Origin of the sequence: Kitasatospora sp. NPDC004745 (assembly GCF_042873275.1) — a bacterium.
Taxonomy (GTDB): domain Bacteria; phylum Actinomycetota; class Actinomycetes; order Streptomycetales; family Streptomycetaceae; genus Kitasatospora.
In genome coordinates this window covers 210,173-227,302 of record NZ_JBIALK010000004.1, presented here as the reverse complement: position 1 = coordinate 227,302, position 17,130 = coordinate 210,173, and the positions used below count along the sequence as shown (strand labels likewise).

The window sequence follows — 17,130 nt, the reverse complement described above, 5'->3', positions numbered from 1 at the left end:
GGGACCGGTCAGCGCGACCGCGCGACGCTCGCCAGGGCGAGGGCCTCCTGCTCGGGGGTGAAGCCGTGGCCGAGCGGCGGCTCGCCGCGCTCCCGGTCCCAGGCGAGGACGTCGGCGGCCGTCACCGCGAGCGGGGTCGCCGGCAGGCCGGCCGCGCGCGCCCGCGCCGCGCTGCGCTGCTGGCCGGACCAGGTCGGCTCCGGCCGCACCAGCGGGAAGAACATCTGCGGTGAGCTCTCCGGCGGCACCGGGACGACCTCCGCCTCGGTGCCCGCCGCCTCGGCACAGGTGGCGATCAGGGCGCCCAGGGTGGTCGGCTCGGCCGGACCGACGGCGTGGAAGGCGCCCGCCCGGTCGTCCCGGACCAGCCGGACCACCAGCCGGGCCAGATCGCGCACGTCGACCAGCTGGACGGGCTGCTCCGGGCGCCCCGGCAGTGCGATCCGCCCGCCCTGGGCGGCCCGGCGGGCCCAGTAGGTGAGCCCGCGCTGGTCGTCGTGCGGGCCCGCCACCTTTCCGGGCCGCACGATCGTCGCCCGATCGCCGTAGCGGGCCCTCACGTCGTCCTCGCAGGCCACCTTGAGCCGGCCGTACGTCGCGTCGGTCAGCTGCGCCGCCTCGCGCAGCGGCGCCCGGAGCGGGGCGGACTCGTCCGAGCCGGGCGCGAGGCCCTCCTGCTCGTAGACCGAGTGGCTGGAGACGAAGAGGTAGCGGCCGACCCGGTCGCCGAGTGCGTCCATCGCCTGGTCGACCTGGTGCGGGCGGTAGCCGGTGACGTCCACGACGGCGTCCCAGGAACCGCCGCGCAGGGCGTCGTAGTCGCCGGTGTCGCGGTCGCCGATCAGGTGGACGGCGTCCGGGAAGAGGCCGGGGTTGGTCCGGCCCCGGGTGAACAGGGTGACCTCGGCACCGCTGCGCAGGGCGTCGTCCGCGATCGCGCGGCCGACGAAGGAGGTGCCGCCGAGAATGAGGATCCGCATGGGCTCAGCCTACGGTCGGGACGGGCGGCGCTGCCGTGATTCGACTGCGGGGTGCGGTGGTTGAACACGAGGGATGGTCAACCACCGCGCCCGCGGCCGCACTTGCCGGGCCGGACGGTCAGGCCTGCGGGTCCGACCCGGAGTGGTCGGCCCCGACGGTGCGGGCCTCGGTGAGGATCAACTCCTCGATCCCGTAGAGGAAGCGCTCCATCGCCGGGCGCGGGAGCACCGCCGGGTCGGCGGTCATGGCCAGGCTCAGGGCCTCGGGGGACTGCAGCGCGTCCAGGGCGTAGGTCAGGCCGGGGCGCGGCTCGAACTCCACCGGCCAGCTGAGGGTGGTCTCCTGCCGAGGGCCCCCGTCGGGCTCCGGCGCCGCCGGGACCAGCTCGCGGGTGTCGTTGAAGACGCACGACCGGTCGGCCAGCGGAACGCCCTCGGCGGCGAGCCGCTCGATCTCGGTGCTCAACCGGAGCTTGTCGTAGTAGGCGTGCCGGTAGGAGCCGATCGCGGCGGCGTGGGTGCGCCGGACGACGTCGCCGAACTCGGCCGTGGCGTCCGGGAGGTGGAACAGGCCGTCGCCCGCGACGACGCTCACCGCGTTGGTCAGCTCGGGCAGGAAGCGGTTGTTCACCACGACGTTGAGCACCGCCTCCGGAGTGCCGGACAGCCGGGCCGTCATCGCGGCCGTCGCCGCCAGCAGCACCGAGGAGGAGCTCACCCGGTGCGCGGCGGCCACCCGCTCCACCGCCGCGGGCAGGGCGGGGGAGCGCAGGACGGCGTTCGGGAACGGCGCGGCGGGGGCGTCCGGTGCCGGCGGGGCGGGCGGCGGGAACAGCCGGGCCGGGCCCAGGCGCAGCTTGCGCAGGAACTGCTTGCGGGCTCCCGCGTCGCGCTTCCGGCCGCGTTCGGAGTCCTGGAACGCCGCCTCCTCCAGCGGCTGCCGGGCCGGCTCGCGCAGCTCGGCCAGGTCCGCCGGTGAGCTGCCGAGGCAGAGCGCGGTGAGGTCTGCCACCAGGCGGTTCATCCCGGAGCCGTCGACCGCCGTGTGCGAGAGCACCAGGCTGACGTAACGGGCCAGCCCGTCGGCCTCCACCACGCCGACCCGGAGCGGCCACTGCTCGGCGGTGTCGAACGGCCGGGCGGACAGCTCCTCGTGCAGCCGCGCGCCGGCCTCCGCCACGCCGGTGCTGCCCGGGCCGGTGCTGCCCGGGCAGGTGCGGACCTCCACCGCCAGCCGTCCGTCCGGGTCGACGACCTGGCGCAGACCGCCGGCGCCGTCCGGCAGCAGCCTGGTGTGCAGGGAGTCGTGCAGGTGCAGCAGCTGCTCCAGGCCGCCCAGCACGACGGGGAGCGGCAGCCCCGGGTCGATCGGCGCCGCCGTGCCGATGTTGTACCGCGGTGCGTCGGCCGCGGGCAGCCGGCTCACGGCGTCCCAGATGGCGCGTTGCCCCCAGGTGGCCGGGCCGGCCCCGGACCGGCCGGACGAGAAGGGGATCTCCAGCAGTTGACGAGTGGTCACCGTGTGGCTCTCCGTTGTGGCGGTGGGTCGCGACGTCGTACCGGTGCGTTGGGAGCGCGGGTGCTGCTGGGGAGAGTGTGGCGCACCGCCCGCCCGCCGTCGAGGGTGGGCCGGGTGGGCCCGTCGGGGTGGTCCGGGGCGTCCGGGGAACGACGAAGCCCCCACCGGAGCACGGCAGTACCGTGCTCCGGTGGGGGCTTCCTCGTCGGCGGCCTGGCCCGTGGCCCGGGCCGCCGTCCTGCCGCGCGGCGTTCTCGTGGTGTGCGGCGGCGGTGCGGTGCGCAGAGTGCTCGTGGTGTGCGGCGGCGTGCCCCACAACACGCCGACCGCCCACCACTGACTCCAACGGCGCTGCCCCGCGCTTCGGTTCACCGGCTCCCGGGGAGGGGCCGGTGCCGTCGTCGGAGCGCCGGTCAGAGGACGAACATCGCCGCGTACGGCGGCGTTATCCGCTCCTGTCGCGAGCCGAAGTCGACCAGCACCGCGGCGCTGGCTCCGTCCTCCACCTCGATGACGCGGCCGAGACCGTACCTGTCGTGGGTGACGCGGTCACCCACCGCGAAGTGCTTGGGCGGTTTGTCGGGCTTGGCTTTGAAAGGGCTGGTGGGAAGGGGGCGTCGGACTGCCGGTGTTTTACTCATCGTGGCCAGTATGCTCCGAAAACCCGCCCGCCGGGCCGGTGGGGAGCAGCGGATTTCCCGTCGCCGGGAATCCTCCGGTCGGGGGGCGGGGTGGCAGCCCGGAGAAAGATTCCGGACCGGGCGGCGTGGCGGGGCGTGGCGGCAAGTTCCTCCCGGACCAAGGGCGTTCCGGGTGCGGCGGGGCCGGAGGTACCGCCATCCGGTGGCCGGGCCGGAAAATTCCCCCGGATTTTCCGCCGGTCGGGACCGGATCCTGCTACAGTCGAGGTAGTTGCAGTTGTGGTTCCCATGGACTTTGTGTGCGCCTGCTGATCGCTGCGGGCGCATTTTCTGTTTTTCCGGATCTTTCCCGGTGGGTTCTCATCGCGGCGACGCGAAAGTCTGCACCGTGCAGGCTTCGAAAAGTCTCTCGAAGGAGATCTCCCATGGCGACCGGTACCGTGAAGTGGTTCAACGCGGAAAAGGGCTTCGGCTTCATCGAGCAGGAGGGTGGCGGCCCCGACGTCTTCGCCCACTACTCGAACATCAACGCCAGCGGCTTCCGCGAGCTGCTCGAGGGCCAGAAGGTCGAGTTCGACGTCACGCAGGGCCAGAAGGGCCCGCAGGCCGAGAACATCCGCCCGCTGTAGGACCACCGCCCCCGGCCGGGGGGCGGGGCGCGGGCCCGGGCCCGCGTCGTCCGAACCGGCGTTCTTGAAGGTCACAGGCCGTTCCCACCGTGAGGTGGGGACGGCCTGTGACGTTCCGGGGCCCGCGCGGGTCCGGGGCGTGCTCAGATCGGGAGCCGTGTCGGGGGTCCGTCCGGTGCGTCCGGGCCCGGGCCGCTCCGCATTGCGCGGGCGAGCAGCAGTTCGGCCGCCGGCGTGTGGTTCCCGGTCGCCGAGGCGCCGGCCATCGCGGAGGCGGCCGTCAGCGCGTCGGTGCCGGGTGGCACCACCAGCAGGAGGATGTGGTCCTGGAAGCCCCGGGTGACGCTGATCGTCGCGTCGCTCCCGGCGAACCAGTTGATCTTGATCATCAGGCCGTTGACCACGACGGACCTCGGCACCCCCGCCCAGGTCGCCGTGTCGAGACCGACCCGGACGATGCGCCCGAAGTGGGCACCGAGCGCGGTGATCAGGTCGGGCAGCTCGGCGGCGACGCGGTTGGAGCGGGGCCACCAGGCCCCGTCGAAGACGCCGCCCCGCGTCATCGTAGGCTCCAGCAGCAGGCGCGGCAGCAGCGGGGAGCCCTGCGGCGGCCACGGTCCGGAGGGTGAGGGATAGGGGAGAGGAACCGGCATCATGCGAAGCCGCCCGTCCGGTCCGCGAGGGACCCGTCAGACCCAGGGCGACGCCGACGCTGATGCCGGTGTGCGGAATGTCCTCGGTTGCCTTCCACGCTACTCCGTCGCGGTCGCCGCCGGGCCGCCGCCACGGAACCGTTTGTGAGGCCGTCCGGGGCGGGCACCGGTGGGTGGTGGTGGGCAGCGGCGGACGGGCTCAGGCGAGATCGGCGGTGACGACGTGGTAGTCGAGCAGGCCGGTGCGCCAGGCGTGGTGGAAGTTGCGGCTCCAGTGGCCGGGCGGGACGGTGTCGGCGAGGTAGCGGTCGAGGCCGGGCCAGACGTCGGCGCCGATGGACGTGGCGGTCACGTCGCCGAAGCCGGCCTTGCCGAGGTCGGCGGTGAAGGCCGAGAGCGGGTGGGGGACGTCGAGGCCGTCGGCGAAGCTGCCGAGCAGGATGCTGAGGCGTTCCGCGACGTCGGGCCCGTCGGCGGTGAAGAAGGTGGTGACGACCAGGCGGCCGCCGGGGCGCAGCACCCGGACGGCCTCGTGGGCGAAGCCGGTGAGCTCGCGGAAGTGCTGGGCGGCCTCGACGGAGTAGACGCCGTCCAGGGAGCCGTCGGCGAAGGGGAGGTCGTCGGCCGGGCCGAGGGTGTAGGCGAGGCGGTCGGGGTAGGTGGCGAGGGCCTTGGCGTTGACCGCGCGGGCGCGTTCGACCTGGTCGGGGTGGATGTCGACCCCGGTGACGGTGGCGAAGCGGAACTCGCGCAGCGCGAGGGCGGCGCCGAGGCCGCGGCCGCAGCCGACCTCGGCCAGCCGCCGGTGCTCGCGCGGTTCGGGGAACTCCCGCAGCACCCGGCGGTACAGCTGCTCCTGGCTGTGCACCCGGTCCTCGGGGGTCGGGGCGGTGAGGTCCATGCCCTGCCAGTAGCCGAAGTTGATGAAGCCGCCGCCGAATGACGGGGCGGTGCTGAGGTCGTCCGCGCCGTACGTCCGGCGGACGGTCGGGGGGATGCGGTTCTGGTCCATGGGTCGTCCGGTCTCCTGCTGCTCGCCTGGTCGCCGCGCCCGGCCCTCGGGCGCGCCGAGGTACGTACCCAAACCGGTGAGATCGTGAACACGGTGAGTGAGCGGAGTGGAGTTCCGGGGCGGGGTGCTGCCGGAGGGAAAACCGGTGGGGGTGCGGTGGCCGTTTCGCTACAGTCCGCTGAGGCCCGTCCTCGAACCCGCGTCTGCGGGGCGGCGACAGGCCCGAGGGTCCGGCGGTCGTCCGGGCCGGGGAGCCCGGCCCGCGGGGGCCGGGCGCGGAGCAGGGAGAGCCGACACCGTGAACACCGACGAACGCCCCGCCCCGCCGCTGACCGGCGGCGAGCGCGAGATGCTGCGGGCCTTCCTGGACTTCCACCGGGCGACGCTCGCGATGAAGTGCGAGGGGCTGACGGACGAGCAGCTGCGCCGGCGCTCCAGCCCGCCGTCCACGCTGACTCTGCTCGGGCTGGTGCGGCACATGGCGGAGGTGGAGCGCACCTGGTTCCGTCGGGTCATCGACGCCGAGGACGTCCCGCTGGTCTGGTCCCCGGACGGTGACTACCAGGTGGCCTACGACGCCTCCGGCGCCACCCGGGCCGAGGCCTTCGCCGCCTGGCAGGACGAGGTCGAGCACTCCCGCCGGATCGAGCTCGCCGCCGCCTCGCTGGACGTCACCGGCTACCAGCCGCGCTGGCAGGCGGAGGTCTCGCTGCGCCTGGTGATGCTGCACCTGATCCACGAGTACGCCCGGCACAACGGCCACGCCGACTTCCTGCGCGAGGCCATCGACGGCACGGTCGGCGCGTAGCGCCCGGGGCGGCGGGGCGGGCTACCAGCCGAGCAGGTGGGTGCGGTGGGTCAGCGCGTCCAGCACGGACTTGGCGGTGGTCTCGGGGGTGAGCCCGGCGGTGTCCAGCACGTGGGCGTCCCGGGCCTCCCCTGCGTCCGGGGCCTGCGGATCGTCGGCGGCGGCACCGGAGCGCAGGACGACGTAGTGGAGGGCGGCGCCGGTGGTGCGGCTCTCGCGGCGGAAGGTGTCGAGGGCGGGCGGGACGGCCGGGCACTCGACGACGACCTGGTACCCGCCGGTGGCGTACGCGAAGGCGGCCTGGGCGGCCGCGGCGAGGGCGGTGGCGTTCTGCCGCCCGGCCTCCGGCAGGTGGGGCGGCAGCTGACCGTTGCGGATGACCCGCACGAAGTCGTGCGCGCGCAGGTGGACGCTCGGTCGCAGCTCGGCAGCGAGCAGCCCCGCGACCGCGCTCCTCCCGGCCCCGGACGGGTCGACGAGGACGAGGACGCCCCCGGCACCCCGGCCGCCCCCGAGCTCCGGCCCACCTACGGTCGTACGGTTCACAGCTGCTGATCCCTTCGCGGGCCGGGGACGGACGGGTAGCCGGGGCGAGGCGGTCGGAGTGCGAAAGGGCCGGTCGGACCCGGATGCGGACAGCCGACCGCCTCGTCCCTACGACTGATGCTTTCGGGGATCAACCTAGTCCACGCCGGTGCCCCGAGTCGTCCCCCCTCCTGGCCGGACCGGTTCCCCGGGGCGGCCGGGCCCGCCGCACGGCCCGGCCCGGAGCCGTCCGGGCCGTTCCGGCTCACTCCTCGGCGCGCAGCACGACCGGGTTGGTGAGGGCGGCCATCGGGCCCCAGGGGAGGTCCGGTCCCATCGCGTTTCCCCGGCCGGGCGTCCCGTCGGGCCGCGGGTGGCGCACCTCGGCGCGGACGTAGGCGGCGAGCGAGGCGGTGGTGCGCCAGACCACCGTGCCGGCGCCGTCGGCGGGCAGCGACTCCTGGTGCAGCTGGCCCTCGTCGGTGAGCAGCCGGACCGTCCCGCCCGGGACGCCGGAGACGGTGAGCCGCACGTCCAGCGGGGCGTCGGCCGGGACGGTCAGCTCCTCGCCGATGCCGGCCCGGCGGCCGTGCCCGGTGACGGTGAACTCCAGCCGCACCGCGGAGGACTCGGCCAGCCAGCTGCGCCCGGCGCGGATCCCGTCGAGGACGGCGTCGCGGGTGAGGTCCTCGGCCAGCACCACGGTGTGCGGGGAGCCGATCACCTGCGGGGCGCTGTGCGCGTCGCTGTTGCCCATCGCGGGCAGCCAGGAGCGGCCCTCGCGCAGGGCGACGGCGAGCCCGGCGTCCCAGGTGTCGACCGCGGACTCGTCGTCGTAGGTCCACGGTCCGTTCCAGACCTCGACGGCGTCGGCCTGCTCGTAGCCGAACTTCCACTGGCAGGCGACGTACGGGCAGTACGGGTGCGCGGGGACGACCAGGCCGCCGGAGCGGTGCACCTGGCGGACGAAGCGCGGGTACTCCTCGTCGCGGGAGCGGTAGCGCCAGTCGACGAACTGGCCGGCCTCCAGTCCGAGGGCCAGCCAGTGGCCGTTGCGGGTGGTGACCTCCTCGCCCGGCAGGATCAGCAGGTCCGGCCCGGCCAGCGGGCCCCAGACGGCGTGCGAGGAACTGGTGTTGTGGTCGGTGGAGACGATGAAGTCGAGGCCGGCGGCGCGGGCGCCGGCCGCGACCTCCTCCGGCAGGCGTCGCCCGTCGGAGTGCACGGTGTGCAGGTGGCAGTCCCCCCGGTACCAGGCCCGGCCGCGGCCTCGGGCCCGCTCGGGCGGGTAGTGCGGGGTGAACTCCGGCCCGGGGGCGCCGAACCGGAGGGTGACCTGGACGCGGTAGTCGAGCCCCTGCGGGGCGATCTGGTAGGGGCCGAGGACGATGTGCCAGGTGCCCGGGTTGATCGGGCCGGGGAGGTAGCCGGGGGTGGCGGAGTCGCGGGCGATGCTGAACTCGGTGCGGAAGCCGCCCGACCAGCCGCGGAAGCCGGGGCCGCCGAGGTCGGTGCCGCGCTCGTCGAAGACGCCGATGTCGCAGGAGTTCCCGGGGGTGCCGGCCGGGACGGTCGGCTTGTCGTAGCCGTAGGAGACGGCCAGCTCGCGCACGCCGTCCGGGACTTCGACCGGGAGGTGGACGAAGTCGGGCGCGCCGGTGGGGAGATGGCCGGTGAGCACGAGGGTGCGGTCGGCGGGGGTGGCGGCGCCCGGTGCGGCGGCGGCCCGGCCGCCGCCCGCGGCGAGGCCGAGGGCGGTGGTGGCACCGGTGGCGAGGCCGGTGCGCAGCAGGTCGCGGCGGGCGGGGCGGGGGGAGCCTGGGTCGGTGGGCATGGGTGGCCTCCGGGCTGGGGATCGGGTCCGCCGGCGTTCCTACCCGGGGCGGTGAACCGGGGGTGAGCCGGGGCCCACGGGGGTGGGGCGGGTCGGTGAAGGAGGGGCCGGGGGCGGGGCAGCGAGTTGCGGGGCGTGATGAATCGTCGGTTCATATTCATGGGTGAAGGCGGTGACGGCCTCGCGGTGAGGGCTGCGTCCTGCCGCACGGCCCTGCACCGTGCGGTGCCGCGTCGCGTCCGACGGGCCGGAGCGGGACCGGACCGTCGCGGAGTCGGACCGTCGCGGAGCCGGGCCGGTCTGACGCCGGATCGCCCTGACATCGGATCGTCGTGGAGGAGGCGGGTGTGACACTGAACCGACGGACACTGCTGATAGCGATGGCCGGGAGCGCGCTGACCGGGTGCGCGGCCGCCGGGCGGGGCGGACCCGCCGCGACGGCCCCGGCACCGGTGACGGGAGCGGCCGGGACGGCCGCCGCGGTCGAGCAGGCCTCCGCCGCGACCGGAGCGGCCTCCGGCGTCCGGACCGCGATACCGTCCGCGGCCCCGTCCGCCACCGAGGCGGGGCCGGCCACCCCGTCGGCCACCCCGCCCACCGCGGGCCGGCTGCCGACCAGGGCTGAACTGGTGGAGCGCTACGGCGGCACCGCCCCCGCGGAATGGGGGCTGGAGGTCTCCGGGGTGATCACCGAACTGCCCGACGGAGAGCGCGCGACGGCGCTCACCTTCGACGCCTGCGGAGGCCCCGGCGGGAACGGCTACGACGCCGACCTGATCGACTTCCTGCGCGCGAACGCCGTCCCGGCGACCCTGTTCCTGAACGCCCGCTGGATCGACGCCAACCCGGACGTGTTCGAGCAGCTCGCCGGGGACCCGCTGTTCGAGATCGGCAACCACGGGACCGCGCACCGGCCGCTCTCCGTCACCGGTCGCTCCGCCTACGGCATCGCCGGCACCGACGGCGTCGGCGCGGTGCACGACGAGGTGGCGGGCAACGCGCAGAAGCTGGCCGGGCTGCTCGGCCACCCGGTGCGGTTCTTCCGCTCCGGCACCGCGCACTACGACGACGTCGCCACCCGGATCGTCGCCGACCTGGGCGAACGGGTCGCGGGGTTCACCGTGAACGGGGACGGCGGGGCGACGCTCGGCGCCGCCCAGGTCCGGCAGGAGGTCGCCGCCGCCCCGCCGGGGTCCATCGTGATCGGGCACCTGAACCACCCGGGCGGCGGCACCGCCCCCGGCGTGGCGGCGGCGGTGCCGGGCCTGCTGGCGGCGGGGCGGCGGTTCGTCCGGCTCTCCGACGTCCTCGGATGAGGGCCGGGCGCCCCGGCGCGGGCGGGCGTCACCCGGGTGGACCAGGGCCCGCCCCGGGCCGGGCGGCGCGCCGGCCGCCCTCGGAACGGCCGCCCTCGCGCCGGCCGCGCTCCGACCGGGCCGGCCTCAGCGCAGGCGCAGGCCCCCCGGGTGCTCCTCCTCGATGATCCGCACCAGCCAGTCGAAGACCGTCGGCCCCCGCCCGGCCCGGGCGGCGGCGAGCTCGGCGCGCACGTGCTCGCGGTTGGCGGGGTGGCAGCGGCCGAGCCGCAGCTCCAGCTGACGGACCGTCTCCGGGTGGCCGAGGTGGCGCCGGGAGGTCTCGTGGTCGCGCCACTCGATCACGTAGTCGCCGTCCTCGGGGGTGCCGTAGCCGCCCCGCAGGCAGTCGGCGAAGGCGTCGAGGTTGCGGCCGAAGTAGCCGTCGGCGCCGATGGTCTCGCCGACGACGTCCCAGAAGTCGTCCAGGGTGTCGATCCGGGTGCCATCGATCACATAGGTCACGGTCACGGGGTCGAGGATATGCCGCCCTCCGGGGATCGCTCCGGTCGGACCGGGGGCGGCCCCCGGCCGGACCGGGGCGGCGGAGCTCAGGCGGGCCGGGCGGCGGCGCTCAGGCCGGTACCGCGATGGCCGTGGCCAGCAGGCCGTCGCGCACGGCCCAGCGGCCGTGGAAGCCCTGGACGAGCCGGCCGCCGACCACCGGGCCCGGGACGAGCAGCCGGGCCGTGAAGGTGCCGTCGGGGGAGAGGGCCAGCTCGGCCTCGTTGAAGTCCAGGAACAGCTCGGTCAGCGGGAACCAGGCCTTGTAGACCGACTCCTTGGCGCTGAACAGCAGGCGGTCCCACGGGGTGTCCGGGTGGGTGGCGAGCAGGTCGGCGATCCGGCGCTGCTCGGAGGGCAGGGCGACGGCCTCCAGGACGTCGTCCGGCAGCGGCAGTGCGGGCTCGGCGTCGATGCCGATCGAGAGGAGGTCGCCGGAACGGGCGACGGCCGCGGCGCGCAGGCCGTCGCAGTGGGTGAGGCTGCCGACCACGCCGTCCGGCCAGGTCGGGGCCCCGCGCAGGCCGGGGACCAGCGGGCGGTAGGGGACACCGAGCCGGGTGAGGGCGGTCCGGGCGCAGTGGCGGACGGTGGTGAACTCGCGGCGGCGCTTCTCCACCGCCCGGGCGACGGCCTCGGCCTCCTCGGGCTCCAGTCGGGCCTCCGGCGGGTCGCCGTAGGCCACTTCGGTCACCACGGTGTCCGGCAGCAGGTCCCCGATCACTCTCTCCCCCTCGGTCGAACGCGCGGCCGGGCACCGCGCCGACCGAGCCTAACGCGGGTGGCGGCCGTTCGGGAGGGGGCACTTGTGGCTGGTGGGAGGCCTGGGGCAGGAGGGAGCGGGCCCCGGGTCGGCACCCGGGGCCCGCGGCCGCCGTCGTCACCCGGAGGTGCCGCGGCCGTCACTCGAAGGCGGCCGCCGCCTCGCGCAGCGCCCGGGCGACCGTCTCCGGGTCGTACGGGGCCGGTTCGCCCGGCAGGTAGGTGACGGAGTGCAGGGCGCCGGTGTAGCGGAACGAGCGGTGCCGCTCGTACACCGGCCAGGACACCGGGGACTTGCGGTCCACGCCGACGCTGACGCCCTGGAACGGCGCCATGCCGATCAGCTGGTGGACCGGGCCGAGCCGGCCGCCCTCGACGCCGTCGACGAGCAGCCGGAACTCCCATTTGAGGTCGGCGACGGCCGTCGCCTCGACGACGACCAGCCGGGTACCGGCCGGCACGGGCCCCGCGTCGGCCTCCAGCAGCTCGCCGTACTGGTTGTAGGCGAACCGCAGCCGGCCGTCCTCGACGTACAGGCTGTAGCCGCCGCCCTGGTCGCCGTGCGAGACCAGCACGCCCTGGTCGCCGTCGCGGTGCCGGTCGAGGGCGACCTCGACGACGAAGGAGCGGAAGGAGATCAGCCGGGAGGAGCGGTAGCGCTCCAGCTCGGGGGTGCCGGCCAGCAGGGTGACGGGGCGTCGCAGGCGCTCGTCCTCGGGGCCGCGCAGGGCGAGGGCGCCGCTGCCGTCGGCGAGCGGGAAGACTCCGTCGCGCCAGGCGGAGGCCTCCCAGGCGGCGGACAACTCCTTGACCAGGTCGGGGTGTTCGGCTGCGACGTCGTGGATCTCGGTGGGGTCGGTGCGCAGGTCGTACAGCGCCCACTCCTCGTCGTCGTAGGGCGCGCCGAAGCGGTGCAGGGTGACGAGCTTCCAGCCGTCGCGGTAGTAGCTGCGGTTGCCGGTCATCTCGCAGTACTGCTCGGGGTGGGTGCTGGGGGCCGCGCCGTCGCGCAGGACGGAGCCGAAGGCGATCCCGTCCAGCTCCTGCACGGGGTGCTCCGACCGCCGGGAGGGCCGTTCCACGCCGGCGAGTTCGAGCAGGGTCGGCAGCACGTCCGTGACGTACTGGTACTGCGCGCGGACTCCGGTGTCGCCCTCGGCGCGGGGCAGGCCGGCCGGCCAGGAGAGGACGAACGGGACGCGGACACCGCCCGCGTAGGTCTGGCCCTTGTAGAGGCGGAACGGGGTGTTGGAGGCCATGCCCCAGCCGCGCGGGTAGTGCACCAGGCTCTGCGGGCCGCCGATCAGGGAGATCTCGCGCTCGACGTCCGGGTTCCAGTCCTCGGGCAGGCCCGGGTGGTGGACGAAGCGGCTGAAGTAGCTGCGGGTGCCCTCGGCACCGCCCTCGCCGGTGCCGCCGTTGTCGGAGGTGAAGACGATGATGGTGTCGTCGAGTTCGCCGAGGGCTTCGAGGGTGTCGGTGAGGCGGCCGAGGTTCTGGTCGACGTTGTCGACCATCGCGGCGTAGACCTCCATGTAGCGGGCGTACAACTTCTTCTGGACGTCGGTCAGTTCGTCCCAGGGGCCGACCTCGTGGCCGGCCTCGGAGTTGCGCTCGGGCAGTTCGGTGCCGGGCGGGAAGTGCCCGGCGGCGAGCTGGCGGGCGAAGCGGCTGCGGCGCAGCTCGTCCCAGCCGCCGTCGTAGCGGCCGCGGTGGCGTTCGAGGTCGGCGGGCTTGGCCTGGAGCGGGCCGTGGACGGCGTTGTGGGCGAGGTAGAGGAAGAACGGCTTCTCGGCGTCGTGGGCGCGCAGCGACTTGACCATCTTGACGGCCTGGTCGGTGATGTCGTCGGTGTAGTAGTAGTCGTCGGGGAACTCGTCGATGTCCAACGGGCTGTTGTCGCGGACGAGTTGGTGGGGGTGGAAGAGGCTGGTGAGGCCCTCCAGGACACCGTAGTACTGGTCGAACCCCTTCTGCAGGGGCCAGTTGGCGCGGTCGTCGGCGGCGTTGGAGGCGGAGTCGCGGGTCAGGTGCCACTTGCCGACGGCGTAGGTGGCGTAGCCGGCGTCGTGCAGCAGCTCGGCGAGGGTGGGGATGTCCCCGGCGACCTCCATGCCGTAGCCGGGGAAGCCCGGGTCGGCGTTGGCGACGAAGGAGTAGCCGACCCGGTGCGGGTTGAGACCGGTGAGCAGCGCCGCCCGGGCGGGGGAGCAGAGCGGCATGGTGTGGTAGTTGGCGAGCCTGACGCCGGTGGCGGCCAGGCGGTCGAGGGTCGGGGTGGGGATCTCGGCGCCGAACGGGCCGATGTCGCTGTACCCCATGTCGTCGATCAGGACGACGACGATGTTGGGGGCGCCCTCGCGGGGGCGGACGCGCCGGGGCCAGGCCGGGGTGGACTCGCGGAAGGTGCGGCCGACGGTGCCGGGGAAGCCGGCGTAGGGGTCGCGCCGGTGCGGGTCGGCGCCGTGCGGGCCGGTGGGCGGCTCGGTGGTCGGGGTGGCGGTCATGCGGTGCTCCGGGTGGTGGGTCGGGCGGCGTCCAGGGCCGGTACGGCGGCCAGGAGTTCGGCGGTGTAGGGGTGTTCGGGTGCGGTGACGACGCGGTCGGCCGGCCCGGTCTCGACGATCCGGCCCCGGTGCATCACGGCGATCCGGTGGCTGACCCGGCGGACGACGGCCAGGTCGTGGGCGATGAAGAGGACGGCGAGGCCGAGTTCGCGCTGCAGCCGGGCGAGCAGCTCGATCACCTGGGCCTGGACCGAGACGTCCAGCGCCGAGACCGGCTCGTCGCAGATCAGCACGCTCGGCTCGGGGGCCAGCGCCCGGGCGATGCCGATGCGCTGGCGCTGGCCGCCGGAGAAGGCGCGGGGGTGGCGGTCGGCGGCCGACGGATCCAGGCCGACCTGGGTGAGCAGTTCGGCGACCCGGGCGGCCCGCCGTTCGCGGTCGCCGAGGCGGTGCGCGATCAGCGGCTCGGCGATGATCCGTCCGACGGTCATCCGCGGGTTGAGCGAGGAGTACGGGTCCTGGAAGACCATCTGGATCTCCCGGTGCGGCGCGCGGCCCGCCTCCTCGCCGCGGAAGCGGATCCGGCCCGCGGACGGCTGGTGCGCGCCCACCAGGGCCCGGGCCAGGGTGGACTTGCCGGAGCCGGACTCGCCGACCAGCCCGAGGGTCTCGCCGGGGTGCAGGGTGAGGTCGACGCCGTGCAGGGCGGTGACGCTGCGCCGTCGTGAGCCGTAGGTCTTGCCCAGCCCGCTGACGGTGAGCAGCGGGGTGGCCCCCGGCGTGCTGTTGGCGGCGGCCGCCGAGGGCTCGTCCAGCCGGGGGACGGCCGCGAGGAGCTCTCGGGTGTAGGGGTGCCGGGGGGTGCCGAGGACGTCCGCGGTGTCGCCCCGCTCGACGACCCGGCCGCCGCGCATCACCAGCAGCCGGCGGCAGGTGTGGGCGATCACCCCGAGGTCGTGGCTGATCACCACCAGGGCCGTGCCGGTCTCCCGGTTGATCCGGGTGAGCAGTCGCAGGATCTGCCGCTGGACGGTCGGGTCGAGGGCGGTGGTCGGTTCGTCGGCGACCAGCACCTCGGCGTCGTGGGCGAGGGCGAGCGCGATCATGATGCGCTGGCGTTGCCCGCCGGAGAACTGGTGGGGGTGGTCGCGCAGCCGTCCGGCGGCGTCCGGGATCCCGACCAGGTCGAGCAACTCGGCTGCCCGGGCGGCCCGTTCGGCGCGGGGGCGGCTGCCGTGGGCGCGCAGCGCCTCGTCGAGCTGGCGGCCGACGGTGAGGACGGGGTTGAGCGAGGACATCGGGTCCTGGAAGATCATCGCGATCCGCCGGCCGCGCACCGCGCGCAGCTCCTCCTCCGGGAGGGCGGCGAGGTCCCGGCCGGCGAGCTCGACGGAGCCGGCGGTGATCCGGCCGCCGGGCGGCAGCATCCGCAGCAGGGCGAGCGCGGTGGTGGACTTCCCGGAGCCGGACTCGCCGACGATCCCGAGCGTGTCCCCGGCCGCGAGCTCGAAGCCCACGCCGTCGACGGCGGTGGAGCCGTCGAAGGCCACGGTGAGGTCGTCGACCCGCAGGACGGTGTTCATCGGCGGATCCCCCGGTTCAGGGCCTCGGCGATCAGCGTGAAGCCGAGCACCAGGGCGGTGGTGGCGGCCAACGGGGCCGCCGCGAAGGTCGGGTCGGTCGACAGGTAGGCCACGGACTGGCTGAGGATGCTGCCGAGGGTGGGCTCCGGCGGGCGGACGCCCAGGCCGAGGAAGCTGAGCGCGCCCTCGATGAACACGCCCAGCGAGAGCGCGAGGGCGGTCTGCACGATCAGCGGGTCCACGGCGTTGGGGACGACGTGGCGCAGCAGCACGCGGGCCCGGGAGGAGCCGCCGACGCGGGCCGCCAGGGCGTACTCCCGCTCCCGCTGGACCAGGATGCCGGCCCGCAGCTGCCGCCCGAAGCCCGGGATCTCGACGAGCGCGATGACGATCACGACCGGCCAGCGCCCGGGGCCGAGGACGGCGGTGACGGCCAGGCCGAGGATCAGCCCGGGGAAGGCGAGCAGCAGGTCGAAGCCGCGCTGGACGGCGAGGTCGGCCCACCGGGAGGTGGCGGCGAGCAGGGCGGCCGCGCAGCCGAGCGCGGCGCCGATCGGCACGGCGGTGAGGATGGTCGTCAGGTCGGTGCCGACGCCGTGCAGCACCCGGCTGAGCACGTCGCGGCCCAGGTCGTCGGTGCCGAACGGGTGCCGGGCGCTCGGGCCGGCCAGGGCGAGGGCGCTCTGGGCGTTCGGGTCGAGGCCGGTGAGCAGCGGTGCGAGCAGTCCGGCGAGGCCGGTCACGCCGACCAGGGCGAGGCCGGTGAGGCCGCGCCAGGTCAGCAGGGCGGACAGGTGGCGGTGGCGGCCGCGCGGACGGGCGGTGCGCAGGGCCGGGGCGGTGATGGTCATCGGGTCACTCCCACCGGACGCGGGGGTCGAGCCAGGTGTAGGCGAGGTCGGTGAGCAGCTGGACGGCGACGTAGCAGGCGACGACCAGCAGGAGCAGGTCCTGCACGACGGGGTAGTCCCGGCGGACCACACCCTGTTCGATCAGCTGGCCGAGGCCCGGCCAGGCGAAGATCCGCTCCACCACCACGGCACCGGCGATGAGCTGGCCGACCTGCAGGCCCAGTACGGTGACCGCGGAGGGCAGCGCGATGGGCAGCGCGTGCTGCCAGACGATCCGCCGCCGGGAGACGCCGAGGGCGGTCGCGGTGCGGACGTAGTCCTCGGCGAGGGCGCGCCGGAGGCCGTCCTCGAGGTGGCGGGCGACGACGGCGGCGCTGGGCAGGGCCAGGCAGAGCGCGGGCATGGCCAGGTACTGGACGGCCAGGTCGGGGGCGTCCAGCAGGGACTCGTGCCCGCCGGCGGGGAGCAGCCCGAGCGTGACGGCGAGGACCAGGACCAGCAGGACGCCGGTGACGAAGGGCGGTACGGCGAGCACGGCGGTGGTGAGGGCCCGGACGCCCGCGGCGACCGGCCGGCGCCGGGTGGTCGCGCCGGCCACCGCCAGCGGCAGGGCCAGCAGCACGACCAGGAGCAGGGCGCCGAGGGTGAGCTGGACGGTGGCGGCGATGCCGTTGCCGATCAGGTCGGCGACCCGGCCGCCGATCGCGTAGCTCGGCCCGAGGTCGCCGCCGAGCACGCCGCCGAGCCAGTGCAGGTACTGGCCGGGCAGCGGCTGGTCGAGCCCGAGCCGGTCGCGGACGGCGGCGAGGGTCGCCGGGGAGGCGTCCGGTCCGGCCAGGGCGGTGGCGGGGTCGCCGGGGATGAGCCGCAGGATGAGGAAGATCAGGAAGGAGGCGAGGACGAGGACGAGCAGCCCGCTGGGCAGTCGTTTGAGGAGGAAGGTGCGCATGGGGGTCGGGGCTCCCGC

Annotated in this window: 17 protein-coding genes; 4 read left to right on the top strand and 13 right to left on the bottom strand. The window is 75.1% G+C overall.

Going from position 1 to position 17,130, the window contains the following annotated elements:
- Window positions 1–8 precede the first annotated feature (8 nt).
- Both ACFYUY_RS10000 and ACFYUY_RS09995 read right to left on the bottom strand, forming a co-directional pair.
- The gene (locus ACFYUY_RS10000) at window positions 9–980 is read right to left on the bottom strand and encodes an NAD-dependent epimerase/dehydratase family protein (protein WP_360208370.1); all 972 of its coding nucleotides are present in this window, start codon (window positions 978–980) and stop codon (window positions 9–11) included.
- Between the two features lie 118 nt (window positions 981–1,098).
- Window positions 1,099–2,499, bottom strand: a complete 1,401-nt coding sequence (locus tag ACFYUY_RS09995) for a condensation domain-containing protein (RefSeq protein ID WP_387899773.1) — start codon at window positions 2,497–2,499, stop codon at window positions 1,099–1,101.
- A gap of 190 nt (window positions 2,500–2,689) precedes the next feature.
- On the opposite strand from ACFYUY_RS09995, the gene ACFYUY_RS09990 reads away from it, so the two are divergent.
- Window positions 2,690–2,839 carry a hypothetical protein gene (locus ACFYUY_RS09990; RefSeq protein WP_387899772.1) on the top strand — a complete coding sequence of 50 codons (150 nt, stop codon included), beginning with the start codon at window positions 2,690–2,692 and terminating at the stop codon, window positions 2,837–2,839.
- 73 nt (window positions 2,840–2,912) lie between these two features.
- Here ACFYUY_RS09990 and ACFYUY_RS09985 read toward each other — a convergent pair whose 3' ends face one another.
- Window positions 2,913–3,140 (bottom strand): hypothetical protein, encoded by a 228-nt coding sequence (locus ACFYUY_RS09985; RefSeq protein ID WP_360208379.1) that lies wholly within the window; start codon window positions 3,138–3,140, stop codon window positions 2,913–2,915.
- Window positions 3,141–3,565: 425 nt separating this feature from the next.
- Between ACFYUY_RS09985 and ACFYUY_RS09980 the strand changes: the two genes are divergently transcribed.
- Entirely contained in the window at window positions 3,566–3,769 is a 204-nt protein-coding gene (locus tag ACFYUY_RS09980; protein ID WP_360208382.1) for a cold-shock protein, read from the top strand.
- Window positions 3,770–3,912: 143 nt separating this feature from the next.
- On the opposite strand, the gene ACFYUY_RS09975 is transcribed toward ACFYUY_RS09980, so the two are convergent.
- On the bottom strand, window positions 3,913–4,422 hold the full coding sequence (locus ACFYUY_RS09975; RefSeq protein ID WP_387900019.1) for a DUF5994 family protein: 510 nt from the start codon (window positions 4,420–4,422) through the stop codon (window positions 3,913–3,915).
- 199 nt (window positions 4,423–4,621) lie between these two features.
- A complete protein-coding gene (locus ACFYUY_RS09970) occupies window positions 4,622–5,434 on the bottom strand; it encodes a class I SAM-dependent methyltransferase (RefSeq protein WP_387899770.1) in 813 nt (270 codons plus the stop codon).
- A 349-nt stretch (window positions 5,435–5,783) separates the two neighbouring features.
- On the opposite strand from ACFYUY_RS09970, the gene ACFYUY_RS09965 reads away from it, so the two are divergent.
- Entirely contained in the window at window positions 5,784–6,242 is a 459-nt protein-coding gene (locus tag ACFYUY_RS09965; protein ID WP_360208550.1) for a DinB family protein, read from the top strand.
- A gap of 21 nt (window positions 6,243–6,263) precedes the next feature.
- Here ACFYUY_RS09965 and ACFYUY_RS09960 read toward each other — a convergent pair whose 3' ends face one another.
- The gene (locus ACFYUY_RS09960; RefSeq protein ID WP_360208390.1) at window positions 6,264–6,788 is read right to left on the bottom strand and encodes an ATP-binding protein; all 525 of its coding nucleotides are present in this window, start codon (window positions 6,786–6,788) and stop codon (window positions 6,264–6,266) included.
- A gap of 244 nt (window positions 6,789–7,032) precedes the next feature.
- Entirely contained in the window at window positions 7,033–8,601 is a 1,569-nt protein-coding gene (locus tag ACFYUY_RS09955; protein ID WP_360208393.1) for a CehA/McbA family metallohydrolase, read from the bottom strand.
- Window positions 8,602–8,948: 347 nt separating this feature from the next.
- On the opposite strand from ACFYUY_RS09955, the gene ACFYUY_RS09950 reads away from it, so the two are divergent.
- Window positions 8,949–9,917, top strand: coding sequence for a polysaccharide deacetylase family protein (locus ACFYUY_RS09950; RefSeq protein ID WP_360208395.1), 969 nt, complete (start codon window positions 8,949–8,951; stop codon window positions 9,915–9,917).
- A gap of 126 nt (window positions 9,918–10,043) precedes the next feature.
- Here the strand turns inward: ACFYUY_RS09950 and ACFYUY_RS09945 are convergent, their stop codons facing one another.
- The 6 genes from ACFYUY_RS09945 to ACFYUY_RS09920 all read right to left on the bottom strand — a co-directional run bounded on the left by ACFYUY_RS09945 (window position 10,044) and on the right by ACFYUY_RS09920 (window position 17,112).
- The gene (locus ACFYUY_RS09945; RefSeq protein WP_360208398.1) at window positions 10,044–10,427 is read right to left on the bottom strand and encodes a barstar family protein; all 384 of its coding nucleotides are present in this window, start codon (window positions 10,425–10,427) and stop codon (window positions 10,044–10,046) included.
- A 103-nt stretch (window positions 10,428–10,530) separates the two neighbouring features.
- The gene (locus tag ACFYUY_RS09940; RefSeq protein ID WP_360208401.1) at window positions 10,531–11,184 is read right to left on the bottom strand and encodes a 4'-phosphopantetheinyl transferase superfamily protein; all 654 of its coding nucleotides are present in this window, start codon (window positions 11,182–11,184) and stop codon (window positions 10,531–10,533) included.
- 178 nt (window positions 11,185–11,362) lie between these two features.
- Window positions 11,363–13,729 (bottom strand): arylsulfatase, encoded by a 2,367-nt coding sequence (locus tag ACFYUY_RS09935; protein WP_360208403.1) that lies wholly within the window; start codon window positions 13,727–13,729, stop codon window positions 11,363–11,365.
- Window positions 13,726–15,312 carry an ABC transporter ATP-binding protein gene (locus ACFYUY_RS09930; RefSeq protein WP_360208406.1) on the bottom strand — a complete coding sequence of 529 codons (1,587 nt, stop codon included), beginning with the start codon at window positions 15,310–15,312 and terminating at the stop codon, window positions 13,726–13,728. The genes ACFYUY_RS09935 and ACFYUY_RS09930 overlap by 4 nt, the downstream gene beginning before the upstream one ends.
- Entirely contained in the window at window positions 15,309–16,163 is an 855-nt protein-coding gene (locus tag ACFYUY_RS09925) for an ABC transporter permease (protein ID WP_387899766.1), read from the bottom strand. The genes ACFYUY_RS09930 and ACFYUY_RS09925 overlap by 4 nt, the downstream gene beginning before the upstream one ends.
- A gap of 4 nt (window positions 16,164–16,167) precedes the next feature.
- On the bottom strand, window positions 16,168–17,112 hold the full coding sequence (locus ACFYUY_RS09920) for an ABC transporter permease (protein ID WP_387899765.1): 945 nt from the start codon (window positions 17,110–17,112) through the stop codon (window positions 16,168–16,170).
- Window positions 17,113–17,130: the final 18 nt, after the last annotated feature.